The sequence below is a fragment of the Paradevosia shaoguanensis genome (genome assembly GCF_016801025.1).
In the GTDB taxonomy this organism is placed as follows: domain Bacteria; phylum Pseudomonadota; class Alphaproteobacteria; order Rhizobiales; family Devosiaceae; genus Paradevosia; species Paradevosia shaoguanensis.
Genome location: NZ_CP068983.1, coordinates 3,689,228 through 3,712,716 on the forward strand (window position 1 = coordinate 3,689,228; position 23,489 = coordinate 3,712,716).

22 protein-coding genes are annotated in these 23,489 nt (G+C 65.6%); 9 read left to right on the forward strand and 13 right to left on the reverse strand.

From position 1 onward, the window contains the following. Positions 1-218 precede the first annotated feature (218 nt). Genes JNE37_RS18030 through JNE37_RS18040 form a run of 3 tightly spaced genes read right to left on the reverse strand, consistent with a single transcriptional unit; the run spans position 219 to position 2,516 of the window. A complete protein-coding gene (locus JNE37_RS18030) occupies positions 219-911 on the reverse strand; it encodes an META domain-containing protein (RefSeq protein ID WP_203064107.1) in 693 nt (230 codons plus the stop codon). A gap of 56 nt (positions 912-967) precedes the next feature. Then, complete coding sequence (locus JNE37_RS18035; protein WP_203064109.1) at positions 968-2,146, reverse strand: succinylglutamate desuccinylase/aspartoacylase family protein; 1,179 nt, start codon at positions 2,144-2,146, stop codon at positions 968-970. Positions 2,147-2,162: 16 nt separating this feature from the next. Beyond that, a complete protein-coding gene (locus tag JNE37_RS18040; RefSeq protein ID WP_035031931.1) occupies positions 2,163-2,516 on the reverse strand; it encodes a hypothetical protein in 354 nt (117 codons plus the stop codon). 254 nt (positions 2,517-2,770) lie between these two features. On the opposite strand from JNE37_RS18040, the gene JNE37_RS22805 reads away from it, so the two are divergent. The 3 genes from JNE37_RS22805 to JNE37_RS18055 all read left to right on the forward strand — a co-directional run bounded on the left by JNE37_RS22805 (position 2,771) and on the right by JNE37_RS18055 (position 5,264). Then, entirely contained in the window at positions 2,771-3,301 is a 531-nt protein-coding gene (locus JNE37_RS22805; protein ID WP_203064111.1) for a sugar O-acetyltransferase, read from the forward strand. Between the two features lie 106 nt (positions 3,302-3,407). Then, positions 3,408-3,752: a YciI family protein gene (locus tag JNE37_RS18050; RefSeq protein WP_182400155.1), complete on the forward strand. Its 345-nt coding sequence runs from the start codon at positions 3,408-3,410 to the stop codon at positions 3,750-3,752. A 126-nt stretch (positions 3,753-3,878) separates the two neighbouring features. Continuing rightward, positions 3,879-5,264, forward strand: a complete 1,386-nt coding sequence (locus JNE37_RS18055; protein WP_203064113.1) for a hypothetical protein — start codon at positions 3,879-3,881, stop codon at positions 5,262-5,264. 7 nt (positions 5,265-5,271) lie between these two features. On the opposite strand, the gene mepA is transcribed toward JNE37_RS18055, so the two are convergent. The 3 genes from mepA to JNE37_RS18070 all read right to left on the reverse strand — a co-directional run bounded on the left by mepA (position 5,272) and on the right by JNE37_RS18070 (position 8,506). Beyond that, positions 5,272-6,120, reverse strand: a complete 849-nt coding sequence (gene mepA / locus JNE37_RS18060; protein WP_035088656.1) for a penicillin-insensitive murein endopeptidase — start codon at positions 6,118-6,120, stop codon at positions 5,272-5,274. Between the two features lie 74 nt (positions 6,121-6,194). Then, complete coding sequence (locus JNE37_RS18065; RefSeq protein WP_203064115.1) at positions 6,195-7,727, reverse strand: permease; 1,533 nt, start codon at positions 7,725-7,727, stop codon at positions 6,195-6,197. Then, entirely contained in the window at positions 7,724-8,506 is a 783-nt protein-coding gene (locus tag JNE37_RS18070) for an ABC transporter ATP-binding protein (protein ID WP_203064117.1), read from the reverse strand. Before JNE37_RS18070 ends, JNE37_RS18065 begins: the two co-directional genes overlap by 4 nt. Before the next feature lie 103 nt (positions 8,507-8,609). Between JNE37_RS18070 and JNE37_RS18075 the strand changes: the two genes are divergently transcribed. Next, the gene (locus JNE37_RS18075; RefSeq protein ID WP_203064119.1) at positions 8,610-9,539 is read left to right on the forward strand and encodes a DMT family transporter; all 930 of its coding nucleotides are present in this window, start codon (positions 8,610-8,612) and stop codon (positions 9,537-9,539) included. 1 nt (position 9,540) lies between these two features. Here the strand turns inward: JNE37_RS18075 and JNE37_RS18080 are convergent, their stop codons facing one another. From JNE37_RS18080 to JNE37_RS18090, 3 genes are all read right to left on the reverse strand, one after another. Beyond that, positions 9,541-10,605, reverse strand: coding sequence for an ABC transporter ATP-binding protein (locus tag JNE37_RS18080; RefSeq protein WP_035031949.1), 1,065 nt, complete (start codon positions 10,603-10,605; stop codon positions 9,541-9,543). Beyond that, complete coding sequence (locus tag JNE37_RS18085; RefSeq protein WP_246513355.1) at positions 10,602-12,161, reverse strand: ABC transporter permease; 1,560 nt, start codon at positions 12,159-12,161, stop codon at positions 10,602-10,604. Before JNE37_RS18085 ends, JNE37_RS18080 begins: the two co-directional genes overlap by 4 nt. Before the next feature lie 66 nt (positions 12,162-12,227). After that, a complete protein-coding gene (locus JNE37_RS18090) occupies positions 12,228-13,241 on the reverse strand; it encodes an iron ABC transporter substrate-binding protein (RefSeq protein ID WP_035031955.1) in 1,014 nt (337 codons plus the stop codon). 298 nt (positions 13,242-13,539) lie between these two features. Here JNE37_RS18090 and JNE37_RS18095 point away from each other — a divergent pair, with 298 nt between their 5' ends. After that, positions 13,540-13,920, forward strand: a complete 381-nt coding sequence (locus JNE37_RS18095) for a VOC family protein (RefSeq protein WP_203064121.1) — start codon at positions 13,540-13,542, stop codon at positions 13,918-13,920. Between the two features lie 38 nt (positions 13,921-13,958). Here the strand turns inward: JNE37_RS18095 and JNE37_RS18100 are convergent, their stop codons facing one another. The 4 genes from JNE37_RS18100 to JNE37_RS18115 form a co-directional block, all read right to left on the reverse strand. Further along, positions 13,959-15,044, reverse strand: coding sequence for a DUF4037 domain-containing protein (locus JNE37_RS18100; protein ID WP_203064122.1), 1,086 nt, complete (start codon positions 15,042-15,044; stop codon positions 13,959-13,961). 32 nt (positions 15,045-15,076) lie between these two features. Then, positions 15,077-15,721, reverse strand: coding sequence for a glutathione S-transferase family protein (locus JNE37_RS18105; protein WP_203064123.1), 645 nt, complete (start codon positions 15,719-15,721; stop codon positions 15,077-15,079). A 96-nt stretch (positions 15,722-15,817) separates the two neighbouring features. Then, positions 15,818-18,946, reverse strand: coding sequence for an efflux RND transporter permease subunit (locus JNE37_RS18110; protein WP_203064124.1), 3,129 nt, complete (start codon positions 18,944-18,946; stop codon positions 15,818-15,820). Between the two features lie 3 nt (positions 18,947-18,949). Next, a complete protein-coding gene (locus JNE37_RS18115) occupies positions 18,950-20,095 on the reverse strand; it encodes an efflux RND transporter periplasmic adaptor subunit (protein WP_203064125.1) in 1,146 nt (381 codons plus the stop codon). A gap of 255 nt (positions 20,096-20,350) precedes the next feature. Here JNE37_RS18115 and JNE37_RS18120 point away from each other — a divergent pair, with 255 nt between their 5' ends. From JNE37_RS18120 to JNE37_RS18135, 4 genes are read left to right on the forward strand one after another with little or no spacing between them, the layout of a single operon-like run. Next, the gene (locus JNE37_RS18120; protein ID WP_203064126.1) at positions 20,351-21,541 is read left to right on the forward strand and encodes a CE1758 family FMN-dependent luciferase-like monooxygenase; all 1,191 of its coding nucleotides are present in this window, start codon (positions 20,351-20,353) and stop codon (positions 21,539-21,541) included. Between the two features lie 3 nt (positions 21,542-21,544). Beyond that, on the forward strand, positions 21,545-22,000 hold the full coding sequence (locus JNE37_RS18125) for a MarR family winged helix-turn-helix transcriptional regulator (RefSeq protein ID WP_203064128.1): 456 nt from the start codon (positions 21,545-21,547) through the stop codon (positions 21,998-22,000). Then, a complete protein-coding gene (locus JNE37_RS18130; protein WP_203064130.1) occupies positions 21,997-22,707 on the forward strand; it encodes a CE1759 family FMN reductase in 711 nt (236 codons plus the stop codon). Before JNE37_RS18125 ends, JNE37_RS18130 begins: the two co-directional genes overlap by 4 nt. 2 nt (positions 22,708-22,709) lie before the next feature. Further along, positions 22,710-23,444 carry a phosphotransferase enzyme family protein gene (locus tag JNE37_RS18135; RefSeq protein ID WP_203064131.1) on the forward strand — a complete coding sequence of 245 codons (735 nt, stop codon included), beginning with the start codon at positions 22,710-22,712 and terminating at the stop codon, positions 23,442-23,444. Positions 23,445-23,489: the final 45 nt, after the last annotated feature.

The window sequence follows — 23,489 nt, forward strand, 5'->3', positions numbered from 1 at the left end:
CAGATGCTTATAGCGAAACGCTCAACGAAAATGGTCGAAAAATCATGCATAAATGCGCGTGAAACATTGTTTCACGCCGATTCGACCCTCCGCTAGCCCCTAAAGCCTGCCCCGAGCCTCCCACAGTTCCGCCCATCCCCAGATATCTCCTCCCGGGGAACACCGCCGCACGGAGCGCTCCATGGTTCGTCGGGGATGAGACTGCGTGTTCGGGGAGGCTACTTCCCGAGCTTCACCAGCACCCGTCCGTCGTGTCCAACCAGCCGCACCCCGCCATCGTCCCCGACGTCGAACCGTCCGACCGTCTCGAATGCCTGCAGCAGCCGGTGTTCCTGGTCCATCAATCCCTGGTCGCAAGCCATCATCGTCGCGCCGACCTGTGATACCGTCAGCCCTTCGCCCGTCAGCGTGAAGGTACCGAAGAACCGGTTGCATGAGCCGTTGCCGTGGATGCTGCCGTCGGCCTCGAAGGCCAGCGACGGTTCCGAGCCGGCGATAATCGCCTTGCCGCCGATCTCCTCGACCCGCCACTCGCCGCGCAGCAGGTCTGCTGGTTCGCCGCCGCAGCCGACAAGCTTACGCTCGCCGCTGATCACGATCGCGGTCTTGGGGTGCGGCATGCCCGACATCGTGTCGATGCAGACCTTATCGGCCACCACCAGCGCGAACGCGCCCTGGTCGGTCGTGGCCGAGTAGACGCTGATGCCGTTCGAGACCGTCGGGGCGGGGGCCGGCTCAAGCGTCACCGTCTCGCCGTCCAGCATGCTGAACGCGATGCGCTCGTCGGAAATATCCACCCGCCAGGAGGGCTCGTTCCCCCGCGCCGTCAGGCTCGCCGCCTGCGCCGAACCCAGTGCGCAGAGCAGTAGCAGGCTCGCGCCGCCCAGCGTCACGCCAATATGCTTGCTCATTCCGTTCCTCCCTGAAAGCCTTGCCGGCAGGCCATCCAAGCAGTGCGACGGCTGGCCTATTCCACGTAGTCCGGATCGAGTTCGGGTTCCGGCGACTGGAACAGCAGGAAGACCAGCGGCGTGCCGGGCTCGGCCGTCGCATCCGTCCGCCGCGCCGCAATCCTGCCGGCTACGGGGCTCGGATATTCCGCCACGATCTCGCCGAACGTGTTGCGCTGCCGGGCCACGAGGTCGCCCTGCGCCACTTCCTGGTCGAGCTTGACCAGCAGCTCCACGACGCCGCCATGCGTCGTCAGCACCGCGCCGGTGCCCTTGGCCACGAAGGTCTTCGCATCGGCTGCGGTCTTGCCCATCTCGCCCTGGATGATCTTGAGATGCTTGAGCACGTTTCTCGTGCCCTCGATGAACATGTCGATCTGCCGGGGATCGAGGATGCGCGAGGCGCCAAGTTCCGGGGTGAAGGCGGGGATGCCGACATCGATCAGCGCATTGGGCAACAGTGTCGGATAGGCCGGATCGTCGTAGACCTGCTCGATAGGGTAGAGGTCGACCATCGCCTTGACCTCGGGCAGCTCCATCCGTGCCAGGATGAACGCAGTCATGTCCATGCCGGTCGCGGCGGTGTGGAAGTCGATGGCGTAATCCGCATTGGGCTTGAGCAGCCGGTTGAAGAGCGCCGCGGCGTGCCGTCCGGCTGCGCTGCCGGCGCTTTCATGGCCCGGCCATTGCCGGTTCATGTCGACCAGGTCGATACCGCGCCCGGAATTGGGCCAGCGCCGCGCCATGCCCTCGATGGCCGGCGAGGAAATATCGGTAACGGCGACCACCGTGCCTTCCATCTCGGCCGGCTTCAACTCGTCGAGCAGCAGGTGGATGATATGCAGCGGGCTGATTTCGTCCCCATGCACGCCGCTGGTCAGCAGCAGCCGCTTGCCGGGCTTCTCGCCCTTCACCACGATCACCGACACGTACCAGGTCTTGCCCGATACCATCTGCACGCCTTCGAAGAAGAAGTGGTGGCGGCCCGGCTCGAGGTCGTTGACGTCGAGCGCCGAGATCACCTTCTTGCCCTGCACCACGTCGCCCGTATAGACGGTCCCGCCCTGCGCCGTATCTGCGGTGGCCTTTTCCTGGGCGGAAGCCGCGGTCGCGCCCGCCACGACGCCTGCAGCGCCGACGGCCGCGAGAGAAAACATGAAATCGCGGCGATCAACGCCGTTGCGTGGCTTGGTCATGGGAAACGCTCGCTGGCTAGACGCGGGTGGCAGTAAAGGTCCGGGGCCCGACGCCGCGCACGGTCGGCCGGTAGGTGCACCGCAGCGTCGAGAGCACCGGCGTGCCCAGGACGCGCCCGGCGATCGCGCCGAGCAGGCCGCCGACATGGCGGCATTCCATCGAGGCAGCTTCCCACGCGCGGCCGCGGCCGCACGAGGTGCGCTGGAGGTCCACGAAGATATCGCGCCCCGAAACGTTCCAGGTCAGCCGACCATCGCAGGAGACGCCGCCGCCACGCACCTGGTAGGTGCCGCGCCGGTCGAGGCAGAAGGTAAGTCTATAGGGTCCGAATAGATCCTGGTTGGCCCGAAAGCAGCCGCTGACCGGCACCCCTTGAGGGTGATCCGGGACAATGACCCGAGTTTCCTGCGCCGCTGTCGGCGCGGAGAGTAGGGCTAACAGACCGATCGACAGAAGAAAGGAACGCATCGCAACCAGCACCCATGGAACCGATGTCCATCGTGCCACCGGCGCGCCCGTTTGAGATTGGCTCAGCGTCCCAAATACTATGCAGAATTTCCCGTTCGCATCTCCGGGTGTCGAGCGCGCTATCATTGTCGCCCGACTCAAATCCGGATGCAGCCATGACCAATCCAGCCCGCTCGCCCGAGGGCCGTGCCCGCTTCGAAAACGTGCAGCGCGCCGTCCGACTTTCGGCGCGGCTCAGCGATATCGGGTTCGATGACGCGGAGGGCCTGCGCTCTGCCTTCTGCGAGCTCATCGGCAAGCCGGTCGGCGACCGCTTCATGCTCATCCCGCCGTTTTCCACAGATTGCGGGCTCAACATCACTGTCGGCAGCAACGTCTTCATCAACCAGGGCTGCCACTTCATGGATATGGGTGGCATCACCATCGGCGACGACGTCATGATCGGCCCCAAGGTCAACCTCGTCTCCGCCGGCCATCCCGTCGCCCCGTCCGAGCGGCGCAACGGCATCGTCGCCAAGCCGATCGTCATCGGCAACAACGTCTGGATCGGCGCGGCCGCCACCATCCTTCCGGGCGTCACGATCGGCGACAATGCCGTCATCGCCGCCGGCGCCGTCGTCAGCCGCGACGTACCGGCCGATACCCTGGCAGCCGGCGTTCCGGCCCGGGTGCTCAAGCATCTCTGAGATCGCGCCGGATTTTCCGAACCTCTCTGTCGAAATCGGCGTTCCCCGTTCGACCACAAGATGAAGCAGGCCGAAGTGCCTCGCACCGGACCCAGAGGAGACCATCATGACCGAGTACCTCGTCGCCATCCATCACCCCGACAACTACGATCCCGCCAGCGAAGACCAGGCCATGCGCGATGACATCACGGCGCTCAATGTCGAGATGAAAACCGCGGGCATCCGCGTCTTCGTGGGCGGCCTCCAGCCGGTTTCCACGGCGAAATCCATACGCGCCAGGCCGGACGGCAAGCTGCTGGTCACCGATGGCCCCTACATGGAAACCAAGGAGCATATCGGCGGCTTCTGGGTGCTGGAGCTCGCCAGCCTCGATGAAGCCCTCGAATGGGGCCGCAAGGCCGCCATCGCCTGCCGCGCCCCGGTCGAGGTTCGCCCGTTCGGCAAGGCCTGACGCCGGCGAATCCTCCCGCCGGCCGAGGCACATCCTGGTCGGCGTCGCCCTGGTCGTTTACCCAGTGCGGGCGCCGCTTTTCGCCTGTAGGTTCCCGCGCTTTCGTTCGACGCTCTGGGGGGCAGAATGCTGCGCATCGCTACGGTTGTTGTTCTGGGGCTGCTTGCCGCTGCCCCAGCTGTCGCGGCTGAGAAACACGGGGCCTATCTCCTCCCGGCCGAGCAGAGCACCAGCGTCTCGCTGGCACATCACGCGGCAACCGGATTGCAGGCGGCATTCGTCGGATATGGCGAGGGCAACGGCAACCGGCTCTACTACGCCGTCTGCGCAAGCGGTGGCTGCGAGAAGAACGAGGATTGGCGGAGCGTTTCCCTGGAGCTGCCGCAGGCAGTCAAGGCGCAGCTCGCGCTGACGCCCGAAGGCAAGCCGCGCATCCTGGGGGCGGGATGGAACCCCGAACAGGCCAACGGCACCAATTACTACTTCGCCCAGTGCGACGAGGATTGCCTCGACGCCGGCAACTGGCAGATCGGCAGGATCGCCTCGACTGCCGATGGCCTCATGTCCAATATCGGCCGCAGCCGGCTGCCCGAGCGCACCTTCGCCCTCGATGAACACGGCAAGCCCCGCTTCATGGTCTCGGACTCCAACTATTTCGTCGAGCCTGACCATTACGGCGGTTTCTACATGGCCTGCGACGAAGACTGCACGCAGGCTGGCAACTGGACCGAGACCAACCTCTCCAACCAGCACGGCTACAACACCGAAAGCTTCAGCTATCCCGTGCTGGCCCTCGGGCCGGGCGGCGGGGCGCGGGTGATCGCCGGCGTCTACGCCTTCGACGAGGAGGGCAACGACCTGCCGGACGGGCTCTACTATTACGAGTGCGACGGGGATTGCTCGACGCGCGCGAACTGGAAGCGGACGCGGGTCATCGAGCAAGGCAGCGGCTCCTATCCCAATCCGACCTGGAGCATGGACCTGACCTCCGACGGCCGGCCGCGCGTGGCGCTCTTCACCGGTTACGGCGTCGATGTCGAAGGGCTGGATAAGCAGCTGCTCTACATCTATTGCGACGAGGATTGCACCAAAGCCGATGGTGAGAACTGGTTCGGCTATCCTCTTGGTCTCGGCGACGGGATCGGGGAGAGTCCGAGCATCAAGCTCGATGGCTCAGGCATTCCGCACATCGCCTTCACCACCGATGGCTTCGAGCTCGGCTATACGAGCTGCACGACCGACTGCGAAAACTCCGAGGCGGCGCGTTGGACCTCGGATTTCGCCGAACGCGCCGAGACCGCAGCCTCAGATCGCCCGACGGCCATCCCCTTCACCTGCGACGGCGAAGTGTGGAACGGCATGGCGCCGAGCCTTGCGCTCGCCGCCGGCAAGCCGGTGATCGGCTACGACCTCGCCGTGGAAGCGCGCTGCCTCTACAAGGAATGGGGCAAGCCGCAGATCGTCTACGAATTCCACGAGATCTGGCGCGGCTCGCGGGTTCTCCGCCCGTAGCGCGCCGTCAGCGCGCGCCCAGAACCGCGGCGCACGCCTTGGGCAGGTCCGCCAGCGTCAGCGGCGGGGCCGGCGGGCTGGTGCTCGGCTTGTAGGGCGCATCGGTGAACCAGTAGTCGAGCTCCTCGCCGCAGCCATCGCCGGCAGGAGCCGGATTCTGGTCGAGGCACGAGGCGACGCCGGGCGGGCAGGAGAGGCGAACGTGGAAGTGGTCGTCGTGCCCGTACCAGGGCCGGATTTTCTGCAGGAAGCTCCGGTCGCGCCACTTGGTCTCGCAGAGGGAGCGCTTGATGCCGGGCGCCACGAAGATGCGCGCCACGCCGGGCAGTTGCGCGGCGCGATAGAGCAGCAGTCGCTCTGCCTCGCCGAAGTGCCTGGGGTCGATCTGCCGCGTCCCCTTCTTGAGCACTGAAATGGCCGAGATGGTCTCGCGCTCCTTGGCGCTCAGCGTATGGTCAGGCATCGGCTGCAGCCAGATGTCGACATCGAGGCCGATCTGGTGCGAGGCATGTCCGCTCTTCATCGGCCCGCCGCGCGCCTGGCCCATGTCGCCCACGAGCAGCCCCCGCCAGCCATCCTGCGTCGAGGACTGCGCCAGCGCCTCGATATACTGAACCAGCTCGGGCGTGCCCCAGCGGCGATCGCGCGAGAGGCGCATTGCCTGCCAGTTGGGGCCGTCTGCCGGCAATTGCACGGCGCCGGCAATACAGCCCTTGGCATAGCCGCCCACCGGTATCGAGGGGCCCTCGGTCGGGTGGTCGACAGCGCCGAAAAGGTCGCGCGCCGGCTGTTGCGCCAGGGCAGGCGAGGCGATGAGGAAGATGGCTAGAAAGCCCAGGAGGCGGAAAGGCAGCATCGGTACCCCGATCGTGAATCACCGCGCCATCATAGCCGCGAAGTTGCAGCCATTTGCTAAACCTTGCGTGACGCTCAAGGGCGCCGCGGGCTCAGGAGGCGCGCCAGTGCCAGCACGAGCACGGCGGCAAGGGTCGGCGCGATGGCAAACCATTGTCCCGCAACCAGCAGCGCACCGGTGCCTGCCCACATGATGGAGGCGAAGGCTTCGCTCAGCGTCGCCGCACGCGACGCCGTCTGGCGGCGGCGGAACATCGAGCGCTTGGCCGTGACGCGGAACCAGAGCTGGATGGCGGTCGCCGACCCGGCCGAAAGCGCCGCGCAGCCGGCGGTGATGAGCGCCAGGGTCGGCGAGGATAGAGCCATAAGGATCAGGAGCGGCGCCAGCACGATGGCGATGACGACCAGCACGGCTTCGATCTTGGCCTGGAGCACGGCACGCGGCGTCACCGGCGCGGTCATTACCAGGTCATGGGCATCCTCGCCGGAAATGGCCAGCCAGGCGAGGCCGCCGGCCAATTGACCTGCCGCCATCACCAGCACCGGCACGACCACGACATAGGCGCCGGCATGGCTGCCATAGTTGAGCCAGAGCAGCAGCGCGGGCGGGGCGAGATAGAGGATCTGCATCAGCGTCTGCGACAGCAGCCAGGGGTCGCGTTGCAGCAGCAGCCATTCCTTGCGCCGCAACGCCTGCCGCTGCGAGCCGAGCCGAAACAGGCGGCGGGTCGGTTTGCGCCGGCCGCGGATATGGTTGAGACCGGCTGTCGAAATGGCATGGAAGCCGTAGCTGCTGGAGGTCGCCACGACCGTCAGCACCAGCGCTGCAAGGCCCAGCGCGATCACGACCAGGGCGGGCAAGGGCTCGCCCGTTGCAGCACGGGCCGGCCACCAGAGGAGGCTACCGACATCCGGCGCCGCCTCGATAACCTCGTTCGACTGAAACAGGCTGAACCGCGAAATGCTGCCGAAATGCAGGATCGCCACCGCCTGCACCCCGATGACGAAACCCGCCCCGACGATGGCGGCAACGATCTGCGAGATGAAGCGCGTCTGCTTGGGGCCGACGAGGCGGAACAGCGCGATGGTCATGCCCAGTGCGATGGCCGTCGCCAGCGCTCCCAGGGCCGCGGCCACGCCATAGGCCGCGAGCCAGTGTGGCCCGTCGAGCAGGACGAGGACGTTGATGAGCGGGCTGGCCAGCAGGGCACTGAGCGCCGTGCTCGACAGCGCCACGGCCGCAGTGCGAACGGCGAATAGCCGGCGCGAAGAGGCGGGCGAGGAGAGGATCAGGTCGAGGTCGGAGCGGGAATAGTAGACCCGGGTCACAGATTCCAGCACCTGCGAAAGCATCACGGTCCAGAACAGCAGGCCGGTGCCGGTCAGCATGACCAGCATCGCCTTGTCGATGGCCGCGCCGCTCGCCACCCAGGGGGAGAGCAGGGCGAAGCTCAGCAGATGCATGCCAATCACGAGGACGGCGAGGAAGATGATAACGCCGACGCGTCGGGCCGGGCGCCCTCCGGTCATCATCGCCATCCATTCGCGCCAGGCGAGCCGCAGCTCGTGACGTGCGAACCAGGCGAGGGTATCGGGCGCCGTGGTCATGCCGCCTGCGTGTCCTTGCCGACGAGGTCGAGGAAGATGTCTTCGAGGCTCGACGTCGCGCCGCTCCGCGCCCGCAGTTCGGCCAGCGTTCCCTCGGCGATAAGGCGGCCCTCGCGGATGACGCCGATGCGTTGGGCCATGCGTTCGGCGACCTCGAGGATATGCGTGGTCATGATCACGGTGACGCCCTGGCGCACCTTGTCGAGCAGCACGTCCTTGACCTGCCGCGCCGACCCGGCATCGAGCCCGGTCAGCGGCTCATCCAGAATGATGAGCCTGGGATCGTGGACCAGCGCGCCGGCCAGGGCCACCTTCTGGAGCATGCCCTTGGAAAAGCTGCCGCAGAGGTCGTTGGCATGCGGACGCAGCCCCAGCCAGTCGATCAGCTCGTTCGCACGCCGTTCGGCCAGCGCGCTTTCGATCTGCCAGAGCCCGGCGACGAATTCGAGGTATTCGAGCGGGGTCAGGCGATCGTAGACCATCGGCTCATCGGAGACCCATGCGGTGATGCGCTTGGCCGCGACCGGATCGCGCCGCGCGTCGATGCCGAAGATGGAAATTTCGCCGGCATCGGGCTGCATGAGTCCAGCCACCATGCGCAGGATCGTGGTCTTGCCGGCCCCGTTCGGGCCGAGCAGCGCATAGAACTCGCCTGCCGCGACAGTCAGCGCGAAATCGGGCACGACGGGGCGGTCGAAGGTCTTGCTGAGACCGGTGATGGCGAGGGCTGGCGCGGTCAATGGAGGCTCCGACTGCAATTGCCCGCCTAGGCTAGGCATAAGCCGTTGCCTTGCGGTGAATCAGCAGCGTTAAGACTCGCTTGCCTTGCTTCGCGGCATTGCCCATGAGACACCGGACAGGGCAGGATGGGAGCGTGGCCGCATGAGCGCCAGGGCCGGATTTATCATGTGTGCCGCGGGCATCGTGCTGATGTGCGCGATGGATGCCGTCGCCAAGACGCTGGGCGCCAGCTTCACCACGTTCCAGGTCGTCTTCCTGCGCTATCTCGGCGCCGCGCTGTGGCTCGCCGTCTGGATCGCGCTGACTGGTGCCTCCTGGCCGCGTCGCGCCGATTGGTGGCCGCAATTGCAGCGGGCGGTGCTGCTGGTGATTACCGCGTCGTTCTTCTTCTTCGCCGTGGCGCGCCTGCCGCTCGCCATCGTCGCCGCCCTCGGCATGACGGCACCGGTCTATGTCACCCTGCTGGGCGGATTGCTGTTCAAGGAACGTCTTGGCCTCAGCGTCTTCGCCGTATTGGCTCTGGGCGCCTGCGGCTCGGCCATCATCGTGCTGGGCGGTGGCCTGCAGCAGGTTGTCGGCAGCACCGGCGAACCGCTCGCCTGGCTCGCGGCGATCCTGGCGCCACTGACCTATGCCTTCACGGTCATTGCCCTCAAGCACCACTCCAAGCGCGAGGAGCCGGCCGCCATGACCCTGGGCCAATCCTTCCTCGCCGCACTCCTCGTGCTGCCGCTGGCCCTGGGTGACTGGCCTGCCTTCGACGCCCGCCTTGCCGGACTTTCCGGCCTTATCGGCTTCCTCGGCGCGGTCGGCTTCCTGCTGCTCGTTCACGGCCTGAAGCGCCTACCAGTCGCGGCCTTCGCTGTCCTTGACTACACCGCCCTCATCTGGGCGGCCGTCTTCGGCTTTGTCTTCTTCCACGAAGTGCCCGGTCCGCAGCTCTGGGTTGGCGGTCCCTTGATCATCGCCGCCTGTATCCTCAACGCCCGGCTTTCGGCGGGCGCTGGCAGTTCGGCGGAGACGGAGGCCGTAGTTGCCGAGATGCCCGAAGGCGAGGCTTCGACCCGGTAGGCTAGTTCTTGCCGAAGACGTGTGCGGAGCCGACGAGGTCGATGGAGACTTCGGTGCCGGGCGGGAACGCGTCTGAGCCGGGGACCCAGGCGACGAAGACGCTGGCGGTTTCCAGCACGAAGTCGTCGCGGCCGGTCTTGGTCGGCACGTGTTCGATCACGGTACGCCAGGCAGCGCCCTCGTAGCGGCGGGAGACGACGCGGCCGCGCGTGCTGGGCGAGGGATCGGCCGGCCTGATGCGGATCTGTTCGGGGCGCAGCATGATCGTCTGCGGCCCGGACTTCGCCGCCACGGCAACCGGGCCGAGCAGCGTATGGGCGATACCATCAGTCACCACGGCGCGCAGGATGATGGCGTCGCCGAGAAACCGTGCCGTTTGCGGGTCGGCCGGGTGCAGGTAGAGGTCCTGCGGGCTACCGGTCTGCACGAGGCGCCCGTCGCGCATGACCGCCACATAGTCGGCGAAGGACAGGGCCTCGGCCTGATCATGCGTCACGAGAATGGTGGTGATGCCCGCTGCGCCCAGCACCGCGCCGACCATGTCGCGCACGGCGTCGCGCAGGCCGGCATCGAGGGCCGAAAACGGCTCGTCGAGAAGCATAATGCTGGGCGATCGCGCCATGGCGCGCGCCAGCGCCACGCGCTGCTGCTGGCCGCCGGAAAGCTGGTGCGGGCGACGGGTCATCATGTCGGCCGGGATGCCGACCTGCTGCAGGAGTTCGACGATCCGTTCGGTGCGCCCGGGCGTATGCGTGATGCCGAAGCCGACATTGTCGGCCACCGACATATGCGGGAACAGTGCGCCTTCCTGTGCCACGTAGCCGACGTCGCGCCGGTGGGGCGGCACGAAGGTGCCCCCATCGCATAGCGTATTGCTGCCCATCTCGATGAGGCCGGTGTCAGGCATCTCGAACCCGGCGATGAGGCGGAGCAGGCTGGTCTTGCCCGAGCCCGAGGGGCCCACGATTGCCATGCGGCTGCCCGACGGCACGACGAGGCTCACCTCGTTGAGGGCGAGGGTCGAGCCGTACCGTTTGGAGGCGTTCTGTATGCGGAGTTCCGTCATAGGGTTTCCCGAGCGCTGGCCTCGAGCCGCAGCAAGACGACAAGGGGCGCCGAAAGGATGATCATCAACAGGGCGTAGGGGGCCGCGCCGGCGAAATCGAGTTCGGCAGTATAGGCCCAGAAGCGCATGGCCAGCGTCCGCGTGCCGTTCGGCGCGAGCATCAGCGTAGCCGTCAGTTCGTTGGCAATGCCAAGCGCGACCAGCGCAGCGCTCGCCGCGGCACCGGGGGCGGCGAGCCGGGCGGTGGTGTGGAGAATGGCCCAGAACGGCGGTTTGCCGAGGCTCGACGCCGCCCGCTCGAGTTCGACGGGTGCTTGCGCGATGCCTGCACGCAGGCCCACGAGCGCCCGCGGCAGGAACATGAGCACATAGGCGAAAACCAGGGTGAAGACGGTCTGGTAGAGCGGCAGCGCTACTCGCACCGTGATCGTCACCAGCGCCAGCGCGACGATGACGCCGGGCAGGGCGCCCACATAATAGTGCGCCGTTTCCAACGCCCGCTGCATCCGGCTCGGCTTGCGCACGCTCAGCCACGCCATCGGAAATGCGGCCGCGGTGGTGAGCAGGGCGCCAATACCGGCGAGGAGCGCCGTCTGGATAAGTGCCGAGGAAACGAATTCCATGCGCCACACGGCGGTACCGCCGAGATAGAGCCAGCGCGAAAGCGTCACCAGTGGAACGCCGAGCGCAAAGGCCGCGAAGCCGAGCGGCAGCAATATCGCGATCCAGCGAAGGCCGCCCAGCGGCCGCTCGATCCGATTGCGCGTCGAACCCGAACCCACGCGCGCGTACCGCTCTTCGCCGCGTAGCCGCGACTCGAATTGCAGCAGCACCAGGCAGGCGAGAACCAGCACGCCGCCGAGCAGGTTGGCGGCCGGGCCGTTATAGACCGACTGGAATTGATCGACGATCGCGGTCGCGAAGGTATCGAACCGCGTGAGGACGAAGAGGCCATATTCTGCCAGCAGGTGCAGCCCGATCAGCAGCGCCCCCCCGAGCATGGCGAACCGCAATTGCGGCAGCACGACGAGAAAGAAGATTTCCAGCGGCGACTTGCCGAGCGAAGCTGCCGTTTCCTCAAGGCTCGGATCGAGTCCCCGGAGCTGCGCCGCGACGGGCAGGTAGACGAATGGCAGGTAGGCGAAGAGCGACACAGTCACCGCTGCCCCCAGCCCGTGGAACGAAGGCGCCACCGAATTCCAGGCATAGCTGTGGACGAAGGCCGGAACGGCCAGCGGTGCCGTGACCAGCCATGACCATATCCGGCGCCCGGGAAGATCAGTGCGCTCGATGAGCCAGGCCAGTGCCACGGCAACAACCAGCGAAGCGGGCAGCGTCGTTACCAGCAGCAGGGCGGTATTGACGAGTAGGCCAGCTACCTTCGGCCGGAAAATCAGGTCACTGACTTTTTCCCAGCCGCTATCGAAGGCTACCCAGACGACAAAGAGGAGCGGCATCAGGCTGATGAGCGCGATCAGCGTCGCGAGCACCGTGACCAGCGAAACGCGGCGACGCGGTTTCAGGAGCGTCGATGCCGAGGGCGTTGCTGGGGACAAAGGCGGGTTCCGGTGCGAAGGCCACCGGCGCGAGGCGCGCCGATGGCGAAAAGCGTTCGCGCTGTCTTACAGCAACCCGGCCGCCGTCATCAACTCGACAGCCTTGGCATTGTCGAGCTGGGTGGGATCGACCGCCGGAGCGCCGAGATCGGCCAGCGGCGGCAGGGCAGGGTTCGAAGCCTGGTCGACGCCGACCGCATATTCAAACGACTTGCCGTCGCGCAGCACGGCCTGGCCTTCCGGCCCGGTCACGAACTTGAGGAACTGCAGGGCCTCGTCCTTGTGCTGGCTGGAGGCCAGCACGCCGCCGCCCGAGATCGAGACGAACGCGCCCGGATCCTGGTTCTTGAAATAGTGCAGGGCGACCTTGCCGCTGCTCTCCTTGGTGCCGGCCTGATCGCCGAACCAGTAGTAGTGGTAGATCAATGCGCCATCGACTTCGCCGTTATTGGCGGCGGCCATGGCGGCACGGTTGCCGCGGATCACCACGGTGTTTTCCTTCATGCCCTTGAGCCAGGCAGCGGTCGCCTCTTCGCCCTTGAGCGAGAGATAGGCAGCGACGATGGCCTGGAAGTCCGCGCCGCTCGGCGAGGAGGCCCAACGGCCCTTCCACGCGGGGTCGGCCAGCTCTTCCATGGTCTTCGGGAGCGTGTCGGCGTTGAGCTTTTCGGTGTTGTAGGCAAAGACCGTCGAGCGCGCGGCGATACCGGTCCAGTGCCCGTTCTCGGGGCGATACTGCGCCGGAACCTGGTCGAGAATGTCCTGCGGCAGCGGCTCGAAGAGGCCGGCATTGTCCACGAGAACCATGGCGGGCGAGTTCTCGGTCAGGAACACGTCGGCGGGCGAGCTCGCGCCTTCCTGCACAATCTGGTTGCCGATCTCGAGGTCGCTGCCCTGGCGGAGCGTCACCGGAATGCCGGTCTTGGCCGTGAACGCGTCGGCCCATTCCTGGGTCAGCGATTCATGCTGCGCGTTGTAGACCGTGATGCCGGCGCTCTGCGCGAGAGCGGCGGTCGAAAGCACGGCGAGCGCAACGCCGGCTGCGAGTCCCTTCGCGAGAGACGATACGATGGATTTCATGGATGTTCCCCTGGGGCGCATTGGAGCCATCGCAAGTAGATAATGTTGATGGTGTTTGTCAACTTCATTGCGCAACATCCGATCGCTTGACGGACTGTGTCGGCGCGCTCTAAAGCGGCAATGTCGAAAAAGGCAGGGTCAGATGAGGTAAGCCTGACCCCTTCCGCCCGGAAGCTCTGTCCGTGCCCCAGGCATGAGAACCCACGACGAGAACAGCGTGCACTCCGCACGCTGCCTCGGCGGATTCTCCAGGGCTGTTTCGACGCTCATATCCGCCGGAAAATCCAAGGATATGCGCATGCGCCTCAATCATCTCGATCTTCACGTTCCCGACGTCGCCAGAACCGTGGCCGTCCTCACCGAGCATTTCGGCCTCCGCAAGGAATTCGCCCGCGACGGCCTCGTCGTCCTTCGCGACGATGCCTCCCTGGAACTCGTCATCAGCGAGCCCGTACCGGGCTTCGGCACCACAGACCAGCTCTCGATCGGTGCGGCGACCTATCACATCGGCTTCATTGTCGATGCGCCGGAGATGGTCGACGACATCTATGTCCGCCTGGGCTCGGCCGACGTCCAGCTCGCTCGACCACCTCGCGCCATTCGCGGTGGCTGGCTGTTCTATTGCACCATCCCCGGCGGCATTCAGGTCGAAGTGGGATGCCGGAGTATTCCGGCCTGACCCCGACCGCACGGAGAGACGCGGCGTCACGCCTCTCCTCAATGCTCTTTTGCCGGCTCAAGAAGCGGTGCCATCATCCCCGGCCAGATGCGTGGAGCTTCGAGTACTGGCGTGAGGTCGGTCACCTGATCGAGCGAACCGATTGTCGGAAGCGCCTTTATCGCCGGATCTGTGATGTCGGCGCGTGTCGCCGCGACCAGGTCATCGGTGTTGATCGTCGTGAAGGGGCGCTCGAAATAGGGGCCGATCACCGGCTCGAACTTGCCGCCGATACCGTCCGCTGCCTGTCGCCGCGCTAGTGTGAGGTAGGCTGCTGCAAGCGCCTCGCCGCGCTCTTTCCATTCGCTGGCCGAGAGGGCCGCTTCGAGGTGCGGTGAGAGGCTTGCGGCCAGCGGCAACTGGGCAAAACCGCTGCCGAACCATTTTGCATAAGGGGCGTAGCGACGCTCCAGCAGAAAGCTCATGCGCATCACGTCGCGCACCAGCCGGGCCGCGATCACGCGCGAGCCGATATCGTCGCCGACCTGGCCGGCTCGCCCCACGAAGGCCTGCTCCTCGGCAATGCGTCGCCATTGGCAGGCGATCTTGAAGAGCCAGACATCGTCGGGAAAATAGGCCAGAGCCTCTCGCGCCTTCCCGAGGCGGTTGCCATCGTCGTGGAAAACCGCGCCGGCTGTGAAGGACAGCAGCCGCTGTTCGGCGAGGCCGAGCCATTTCAGCGGCGTCAACTCCCCAACGGAAGAGATGCCAAGGGCGCTTTCGAGCTGGCCTTCCAGCGTGTGGACTTCGAGGCCGTGATCGTAGCTCCCCGCCGCTTCCGCTCCATTCGCCGGAGGATGGGGCCGATTGCGCCAGCCGGCGGGTTCGCCGTGGAACTGCGCCGGCGCCGCTGTCTTGAACTCCTCGACGAGCCGCCGCGCATGGGTGTCGAAGTCTTTGCGAGAGACGTAGATGCGGACCCTCGGGCCCCAATTGTGGTCTCTCGACAGCTCGTCATCGAAACCGAGCAGTTCGGAGCCATAGGCGAGGAGCGCCGCTGAGTAGCGAAGCCCAGGCGCCGCTTGACTTAGCCAGGGCCCGACGACGTCGTCATAGAAGCGGCGTGAAAGTTCGATGCCCTGCATGCTGGTCCCCCCAAGATGTCGGCATCGGATTTCTAGCCCCGTGGCGCGTTGATGGCCAGTTGTGCCGCGAACGCCCGTTGGTAGGCGGGCCGCGCCTCGCCGCGAGCGACATAGGCGGCAAGGGTCGGATGCTTGTCGAGAAGGCCGGATGGCTTGAGCCGCTGGAGCACGTGCACCATCATCAGGTCACCGGCGCTGAAGTCGCCATCGAGCCAGTCGGCATCGCCGAGATAATCGGCAAGTTCCTGCAGCCGCGCGTGGATGCGGGCTTCGATCAGCGGCAGGCGCTGCTCTGTCCAGGGCTCGCGTCCCTCCGCGAACTTGGCGGTTGCCAGGTCGAGGATGGGCGGCTCGATCGTGCCGATGGCGGCGAACATCCAGGTGATGGCGCGGGAGCGGCCATCCGCATCGCGGGGCAGGAGGCCTTCGTGCTGTTCGGCGAGGTGAAGGATGATCGAGCCGGTCTCGAACAGCACGAGATGGCCCTCGGTATAGGCGGGAATCTGACCGAAGGGCTGCATGGCGCGATAGGCCGGCTCCTTGAGAGCCGCAAACGAGACGAGGCGGACATCGTAGGGTTGGCCAAGCTCCTCGAGCGCCCAACGCACCCGCACGTCGCGCGAAAGTCCCATGCCACCGTCCGGCGATCGCTCAAAGGCTGTGATCGTAATGGTCATTGCAAATCTCCCATCAGCGCCGGCCCAACCGGCTTCCTGCCAATTGGTCGAACGGATTTGGCGGGATTCGACAGAGTGCGAGGTTTTCGCTCGGAATTAGTGGGCGGCGTCGGCGGCTGCCTTCTGGTCGTCCGGCGCCTGGGGGACGATGCGCAGAAAGAGTTGCCCCAGCCGGTCGAGGTAGATGAGGATCACCGGTACCACCACGAGCGTCAGCAGCGTCGAGCTGATGAGGCCGCCGATGACGGCATGGGCCATAGCCGCCGTCTGGGAACTGCCGGCGTGCAGACCCAGCGCGAGCGGCAGCATGCCGAAGATCATGGCGAGCGTGGTCATGATGATCGGGCGGAAGCGCGTGCTGCCGGCCTCAATGAGGGACTCCACCAGCGGCATTCCGGCCGCGTGATGCTGGTTGGCGTTGTCGACGAGGAGGATGGCGTTCTTAACCACGAGCCCCATCAGCATGATGAAGCCGATAGCCGAGAACATGTTGAGCGTCGTGCCGCCCACGAGTAGACCGACCAGCACGCCGATGATGGCGAGCGGCAGCGACATCATGATGGCGAGAGGCTGGATGAAGCTGCCGAACTGGGACGCCAGCACCAGGTAGATGAAGATGACCGCCAGTAGCAGAGCAGACCCCGCAGCGGAGGCGGTGTCGCCGAGCTGCTCGACATCGCCGCCCATCGAGATGCGGTAGCCGGTCGGCACCGAGATATCGGCGATGGCCTTGGCGACATCGGTGCTGACCTCGCCCAGCGGACGATCCGAGATATTGGCCGAGACGCTGGCCTGCCGCGAGAGGTCCTCACGCAGGATCTCGCTCGGGCCGACCGACTGCACGATGTCGGCGACCTGGTCGAGACGAACGATCGACGTGCTGCTGGTCGCGCCGGTCTGCATGATCGGCAAGCCGGCCAGCGCCTCGACGCTGTCCCGCGCGCCCTCGGGCAGGCGGACGACGACATCGAAGGATTTGCCGTCCGGGTAGGTCCAGTCGCTGACCTTTTCGCCCGAGAGCAGGGGCCGCAGGGTCTGGCTGATCTGCTGGAGAGACACGCCAAGGTCGCTGGCGGCTTCGCGATTGACGCGGATGCCGAGCACCGGCTGGGCGGCCTGGAGATTGGACTCGACGTCGGCCAGGCCGGGCACATCCTTCATTTTGGCCATGATGGCGTCCGAGAGCCGACCGAGTACCTGGAGATCATCGCCGTAGATATTGACCTGGATGGGCTTGGTGACGCCGCCAAGGCCGCCCGAGGCGCCGACGACGGCCGTGATGCCGGGGATAAGAGCCAGGCGCTGGCGCACGGGCTCGGTCATTTGCGCCGGTTTGCGGTGGCGCTCCTCCGACGGGACCATGGAGACGAGGATGCTGGCGCGATTGTCACCCGTGGCGTTGCCCGCATTGATGGTGGTGTAGGTGCGGATGACCTCGGGGAATTCGCGCAGCGCCTGGTTGACCTGGTCGGCCTTGGTCGCGGTGTAGTCGATCGAGGAACCGACCGGTGTTTCGATATCGACCTGGAATTCGGAATTATCGGCCGGCGGCACGAACTCGACCCCGACCAGCGGCACGAGGAAAAGCGAGGCAACGAAGATCACCGCTGCCGTCAGCAGGGTGATGATGCGGTGGCGCAGGCACCATTTGAGGATGGAGCGGTAGCGGTCGCCAATCCACATGAAGCCACGATCGAACTGCTCGACCGCGCGGCCGACCGGCCCGCGCTTGGCATTGGCGTGCGAAGCCGGATCGTACCAGACGCTCGACAGCATCGGATCGAGCGTGAAACTGACGAACAGCGAGATCAGCACGGCCACCGAGACGGTAACGCCGAACTGCAGGAAGAAACGTCCGAGAATGCCTTCCATGAAGGCCACGGGCAGGAACACGGCCACGATCGAGAGCGTCGTCGCGAGCACGGCGAGGCCGATCTCGTTGGTGCCGTCGAGTGCGGCCTGCCGGTGGCTTTTGCCCATATGGAGGTGGCGCGTGATGTTTTCGCGCACGACGATGGCGTCGTCGATGAGGAGGCCGACCGACAGCGAGAGGGCCATCAGCGTCATCATGTTGAGCGTGAAGCCTAGGAAGTAGAGGGCGGTCAGGGTGCCGATGATCGAAATCGGCAGGGTGAGGCCGGTGATGACCGTCGAGCGCCATGAATTGAGGAAAAGGAAGACGATGATGACCGCGAGCACCGCGCCTTCAAGGATTGTCGATTGCACGGAGTGGAAGGATTCCTCGACCGCCACGGCGTTGTCGCGAACCACGCGAATGCTGACATCGGCCGGCAGCTCGTTCCTTTGCAGGTCGTCGAGCGTCGTGCGGATGTCGCGGGCAACGCCCACCGTGTTAGCGCCCTGAATCTTGACGATATCGACGGCGAGCGCCCGCTGGCCGTCGAGGAGCGCGAGGCTCGAGGTATCGGCCTGTCCGTCCTCGATGGTGGCGACATCGCCCAGCCGCACGGGCTGGCCGCCACGTCTGGCGACGATGATCTTCAGGAACTCCTCTTCCTGCGCGATCGTGCCTTCGACCTGGATCGAGCGCACCTGCAAGGCATCGGTGATCGAGCCCGCGGGAATGTTCCGGTTGTCCTGCTGGAGCGCGGCAAGGATTTCGCCGACGCCGACATTGAAGGCGCGCAGGCGATCCGGGTCGATATGGATGTTGAGTTGGCGCGGCACGCCGCCCACCACCGTCGCGCGACCGACGCCGGGGATGATCGACAGGCGACGGGCGATGGTATCCTCGGTGAGCGTCGTGAGATCGCGCGCCGAGCGGGTATCCGAGCTCACTGCCAGGGACAGTACCGGGAGCTCGGAGGGATCGAAGCGCAGCACCTGCGGGTTGTTTGCGTCATCCGGCAGGCTGGCTTCGATGGCTGCGATCTTGTCGCGCACGTCCTGCGCCGCGACCGAGGAGGAGACCTCGAGCTTGAAGAGGATGATCACGACCGACTGGCCGGGATAGGAGCGCGACTGGATGCTGTCGATGCCGCTGACGGTGTTGACCGCGTCCTCGATGGGCTTGGTGATGTCGTTCTCGACGGCATCGGGCGAGGCGCCCGAATAGGTGGTGAGCACGGCGACGACGGGCAGGTCGACATCGGGCAACTGCTCGATGGGGAGGCGCTGGTAGGAATAGATGCCGAAGACCACGAGCGCCACCATGATCATGGTGGCGAAAACCGGGTGGTTGACGCTAATGCGGGTGAGGAACATGGCTCATTTCCCCACGATGGTGACGGCGGTGTCCGGCTCGAGTTCGGGCAGCCGCCCGGTGACCACTACGTCCCCGGCCTTGAGGCCCGAAAGGATCTGCACCAGGTTGCCGGTCGACCATTGCCGACCCTTTTCGACCGCTTGCCGCACCAACTTGCCATCGGCCACCGCGAGCACGAAATCGCCCTGCTTGTCCTCCCGGAGGGCGGAAAGCGGGACGGCGAGGGCATCCTTGGCCTCGTCCACGACGATGGAGCCGGTGGTGAACATCCCGCCGCGGAAGACGCCATCGGGGTTCTTCAGCGTAAGGAAAACCGGGATGGAGCGGGTGTTCTCGATGGCTACGGGGCTGATGCGATCGACGCTCGCCTCGAACGTCTGCTGTGGGATGCCCTCCACGGTAAGCGTAGCGCGCTGCCCCTCCTTGAGGCTGGCGCTGTCACTGAGCGGCGCGATGGCCTGAACTTCCATCACCGAGAGGTCGACCAGCGTGACGAGGGGCGAGCCCGATGTCACCGATTGGCCGGGCTCCGCCGACCGGCTGGCGATGATGCCGGCGAAGGGCGCGGTGATGCTCGCATTCTGGATCGCGCGCTCGGCGGTATCGACCTGGGTCTGGAGCGCGTCCGTCTGTGCCGAGAGTGCGTTGACGTTGGCCTGAGCGGAATCGAGATTGGCCTTCGAGCCCGTGCCGCGGTCGAAAAGCGCCTGCGCGTTGTCGAGCTGTGTCCGAGCCAGCGTAAGCTGGGCCTTGGTGGCGTTGAGGTTGGCCACCTGCTGGTTGAGCGCCAGCCGCAGGTCACGGATATCGATCTGGGCGATGACCTGTCCGGCCAGAACCGACTCGCCCGGGCGCACGTTGACGGTCTGCAGTTTGCCCGACACCTGCGGGGTGATATCGGCGCGCCGCTCGGGCGCCAGCGTACCGGTGACCTTCACCGTCTGTTCAAGCAATTGCGGGGCGAGCGTGGTGATCTCGACCGGATTGAGTTCCATGACCCGCGCGGCTGCCGGTTCCGGCTCGGGAGCCGAACGATCCTTGAGTCGCATGTAGAGGAAGAGGGCCAACGCGACGACCACGAGGATCGCCACGACCCACGGCCAGCGGGACTTTTTACGCGGAGCAGGGGCCTCGTGGGTCGCACTCATCAGATCGATTCCTCTTGAGGTTGATCGTCATGTAACCGGCGCCAAGGTCATTACGTCAGCATGGCGAGGAGAAATTGTCGATAAGAATCCGATAGATCGAAGGCGTCTGTACTCATCATGGTGCTGGCGTGGGCGTCGATTAGGAACAGGCTGCCAAACTTGTGGACGCCAGGCACATGAGCGAAGGCCGTAGTCAGCACTTGAAAGCATGCATGCGCATGCATATTTATGGCGAAACGTCTTCGGAGGCGAAAAATGCAATTCGGAATCTTTTCAGTCAGCGATGTCACCCGCAATGTCCTCACCGGCAAGACGCCGAGCGAGGCGGAGCGGATCGACGCGATAGGGCGTATCGCGCAGCGGGCAGACGAGACGGGGCTGGATGTGTTCGCTATCGGCGAACACCATAACCCGCCGTTCTTCTCGTCCTCGCCGACAACGCTTCTCGCCCATATCGCGGCGCGCACGCAGCGGATCATCCTGAGCACGTCGGTGTCGCTCATCACCACCAATGACCCGGTGAAGATGGCGGAGGATTACGCCATGCTCCAGCATCTGGCGAAGGGCCGCATGGACCTGATGCTGGGCAGGGGCAATACCGTGCCGGTCTATCCGTGGTTCGGGCAGGACATCCGCAACGGCCTGCCGCTGGCGCTCGAGAACTACAACCTGCTGCACAAGCTGTGGCGGGAGGACGTGGTCGATTGGGAGGGCAAGTTCCGCACGCCGCTGCAGGGCTTCACCTCGATCCCGCGGCCGCTCGACGATGTGCCGCCCTTCGTCTGGCACGGCGCTATCCGCACACCCGAAATCGCGGAGCAGGCGGCCTATTACGGCAACGGCTATTTCGCCAACAATATCCTCGCTCCCAACTTCCATTTCCGTCCGCTGGTGAACTTCTACCGTGAGCGTTTCGAGCACTACGGCCACGGGACCAAGGAGCAGGCGATCGTCGGGCTGGGCGGGCATGCCTTCATCGCCAGGAACTCGCAGGATGCCTATGCGCAATTCCGGCCGTTCTTCGAGGGCAACCCGCTCTACGGATCGAGCTACAGCCTTGAGGAATACGCCAAGGGTACGCCGCTCAGCGTCGGCAGCCCGCAGGAAATCATCGACAAGACGATGAGCTTCCGCGAGGGTTTTGGCGATTATCAGCGTCAGCTCTGGGTGGTGGATGCGATGGGTCTGCCGGTCGAAACCGCGCTCGAACAGGTGGAACTGCTTGCCACGGAGGTGGTGCCGGTGCTCCGCAAGGAAATGGCTGCGCTCCGTTCGCCGACCGCTGCCGAGGCCCCGACCCATGCGAGTCTGGTGAAGGCCAAGTATGGCGACGCTCCGGCGCGTCAGCCGACGCCGAATCCCAATCGCGGCGACAACCTCACCGGCACGCGCCCATACCAGGACACCGCCGAGGGGATCGCTGCCAAGCTGCCGCTGGTGGGCTGACCGATGGCTGCAGACACCAAACTGGCCAATGCCGCCTGGGAGGCCCTGTTCAGGGCACAGAAGACCATCGAGGCCGAGCTCGAAGCTGGCGACGCCTGGGGTGACCTCATCCCCAGCGACTACGGTGTGCTCTATGCGCTCTCGACGACAAAGTCAGGGCTGCGCATGAGCGAGCTCGGCAAGGACGTGCTGCTGAGCCAGGCGGGACTTTCCCGCCTGGTCGGTCGCCTCGAAGCGCGGGGATTGATCGAGCGTCATCCTGACCCCGATGATGCCCGCGCCAGCATCCTCTGCCTTTCCAAGGCGGGTGCTCACGCGCAGCGACGTGTCGGTGCCCGGCACGGCCGCCATGTTGCCGAGGCGCTGTCGTCGCGCCTCGACGATGACCAATTGCTTGCGTTGCAGGCGTTGTGCGAGCGGATACTCGCCGCCCCGCCAGCCAATGGAGACAACCAGTGACCACGCTGTTCCAATCACGGGACGAACCCATCAGGCTCGTCGTCATCAATGCGGGCGTCAGCGATCCGTCCTCGACGCGCATGCTTGCCGATCGCATCGCCCAGAAGAGCCTTGACCGGCTTTCGGCCGCTGGCTTTGCCACCTCGCTCAGCATCATCGATCTTGCGCCGCTGGCCGTAGATATTGCCAAAGCGATCGTCGCCGGCTTTCCGGGCGAAAAGGTGCAGGCGGCGATCGACACGCTGGCCCGAGCCGATGCCGTCATCGCGGCTACTCCGGTCTACAAGGCCGGGATCAGCGGGCTCTTCAAGTCGTTCATCGATCTCATCGACAACGACCTGCTGATCGCCAAGCCCGTCGTCCTCGCGGCGACTGCCGGCACGGCGCGCCACGCCATGGTCGGAGACGAGCAGATGCGGCCGCTTTTCGCTTTCCTGCGAGCCATGGCAATGCCGACCTCGGTCTTCGCGGCGCCGGAAGATTGGGCGGCGCCCGAGCTTGGCACGCGGATCGATCGGGTTGCCGGCGAGTTGACCCAGTTCGTGGCCAGCGGCGTCGGCCGTGCCATCGCCGATGCCGGCTGGAACGGTTATCAGCATCAGTTCGGCGGCAATGCTATACAGGCCGAGCGGAAGGCCGAGGATGTCAATCTCGACACGGACCTGATGCGCCTGGCTGCGGGCGGGAGCCTTTCTTCGGAGATGTAGCAATGGGTTGGGAAGCGTTGAGGCAGTGGGGGAGCGACGCGGCGCGGATCGAGAAGCTCAGCGGCGGCTCCTCCAACGATGTGTGGCGCGTTCGTGTGCACGGGCGCGTCGCAGTCGCACGGCTCGGCACGAGAAGCGATGCGGATCTTGCCTGGGAGAGCCGGTTGCTTTTGCATCTCGATCGCGAAGGCCTCGCCGTGCCGGTGCCTATCCCGACAACCGATGGCCGGCTGTTCGCCGACGGTCTGACTGTCATGGAATATATGGAAGGCGGCCCGCCGCAGAATGCGGACGATTGGCGGCGCGTCGCCGAGACGCTTCGCCGCCTGCATGAACTGACCCGTGATTGGCCACAACGCCCGGGCTGGAAGTCATCGACCGATCTCCTCCGGGCCGAAACCGGGACGCGGATCGACCTCACGGCCATGCCGGCCGAAGCGGTTGCGCGGTGCCGGGCAGCCTGGGCGCGGCTCGCAGGGCGCGAGACCTGCGCCGTTCATGGCAATCCCGACAATCCCGGCAACGTCCGTATCACCCCGGATCGCGTGGCGCTGATCGATTGGGACGAGGCGCATGTCGACGTTCCCGATCTCGACCTGGTGCTGCCCTTCAACGGCGGCGGACTTGAAGGCGCCGCGCTGGATAGCGCCAGGCAAGCATCGGCAGCCTGGGAGGCCGCCGTTTGCTGGCAGGATGACTATTCCGTGCGACGGCTCGCGGAGGTTCGACCGGTCTGAGCGGGGCGCTTGACCTTCCCATTGTTGGAAGGATTAAGCACATGT

Bases quoted from the DNA above. Each gene is read 5' to 3' on its own strand.
- JNE37_RS22805 (WP_203064111.1), top strand. From the start codon at position 2,771: ATGACCAATCCAGCCCGCTCGCCCGAGGGCCGTGCCCGCTTCGAAAAC.
- JNE37_RS18070 (WP_203064117.1), bottom strand. From the start codon at position 8,506: ATGCCTAGCCTAGGCGGGCAATTGCAGTCGGAGCCTCCATTGACCGCG.
- mepA (WP_035088656.1), bottom strand. From the start codon at position 6,120: ATGCTGCCTTTCCGCCTCCTGGGCTTTCTAGCCATCTTCCTCATCGCC.
- JNE37_RS18095 (WP_203064121.1), top strand. From the start codon at position 13,540: ATGCGCCTCAATCATCTCGATCTTCACGTTCCCGACGTCGCCAGAACC.
- JNE37_RS18135 (WP_203064131.1), top strand. From the start codon at position 22,710: ATGGGTTGGGAAGCGTTGAGGCAGTGGGGGAGCGACGCGGCGCGGATC.
- JNE37_RS18100 (WP_203064122.1), bottom strand. From the start codon at position 15,044: ATGCAGGGCATCGAACTTTCACGCCGCTTCTATGACGACGTCGTCGGG.
- JNE37_RS18120 (WP_203064126.1), top strand. From the start codon at position 20,351: ATGCAATTCGGAATCTTTTCAGTCAGCGATGTCACCCGCAATGTCCTC.
- JNE37_RS18110 (WP_203064124.1), bottom strand. From the start codon at position 18,946: ATGTTCCTCACCCGCATTAGCGTCAACCACCCGGTTTTCGCCACCATG.
- JNE37_RS18035 (WP_203064109.1), bottom strand. From the start codon at position 2,146: ATGACCAAGCCACGCAACGGCGTTGATCGCCGCGATTTCATGTTTTCT.
- JNE37_RS18115 (WP_203064125.1), bottom strand. From the start codon at position 20,095: ATGAGTGCGACCCACGAGGCCCCTGCTCCGCGTAAAAAGTCCCGCTGG.
- JNE37_RS18030 (WP_203064107.1), bottom strand. From the start codon at position 911: ATGAGCAAGCATATTGGCGTGACGCTGGGCGGCGCGAGCCTGCTACTG.
- JNE37_RS18065 (WP_203064115.1), bottom strand. From the start codon at position 7,727: ATGACCACGGCGCCCGATACCCTCGCCTGGTTCGCACGTCACGAGCTG.
- JNE37_RS18090 (WP_035031955.1), bottom strand. From the start codon at position 13,241: ATGAAATCCATCGTATCGTCTCTCGCGAAGGGACTCGCAGCCGGCGTT.
- JNE37_RS18080 (WP_035031949.1), bottom strand. From the start codon at position 10,605: ATGACGGAACTCCGCATACAGAACGCCTCCAAACGGTACGGCTCGACC.
- JNE37_RS18050 (WP_182400155.1), top strand. From the start codon at position 3,408: ATGACCGAGTACCTCGTCGCCATCCATCACCCCGACAACTACGATCCC.
- JNE37_RS18105 (WP_203064123.1), bottom strand. From the start codon at position 15,721: ATGACCATTACGATCACAGCCTTTGAGCGATCGCCGGACGGTGGCATG.
- JNE37_RS18125 (WP_203064128.1), top strand. From the start codon at position 21,545: ATGGCTGCAGACACCAAACTGGCCAATGCCGCCTGGGAGGCCCTGTTC.
- JNE37_RS18075 (WP_203064119.1), top strand. From the start codon at position 8,610: ATGAGCGCCAGGGCCGGATTTATCATGTGTGCCGCGGGCATCGTGCTG.
- JNE37_RS18055 (WP_203064113.1), top strand. From the start codon at position 3,879: ATGCTGCGCATCGCTACGGTTGTTGTTCTGGGGCTGCTTGCCGCTGCC.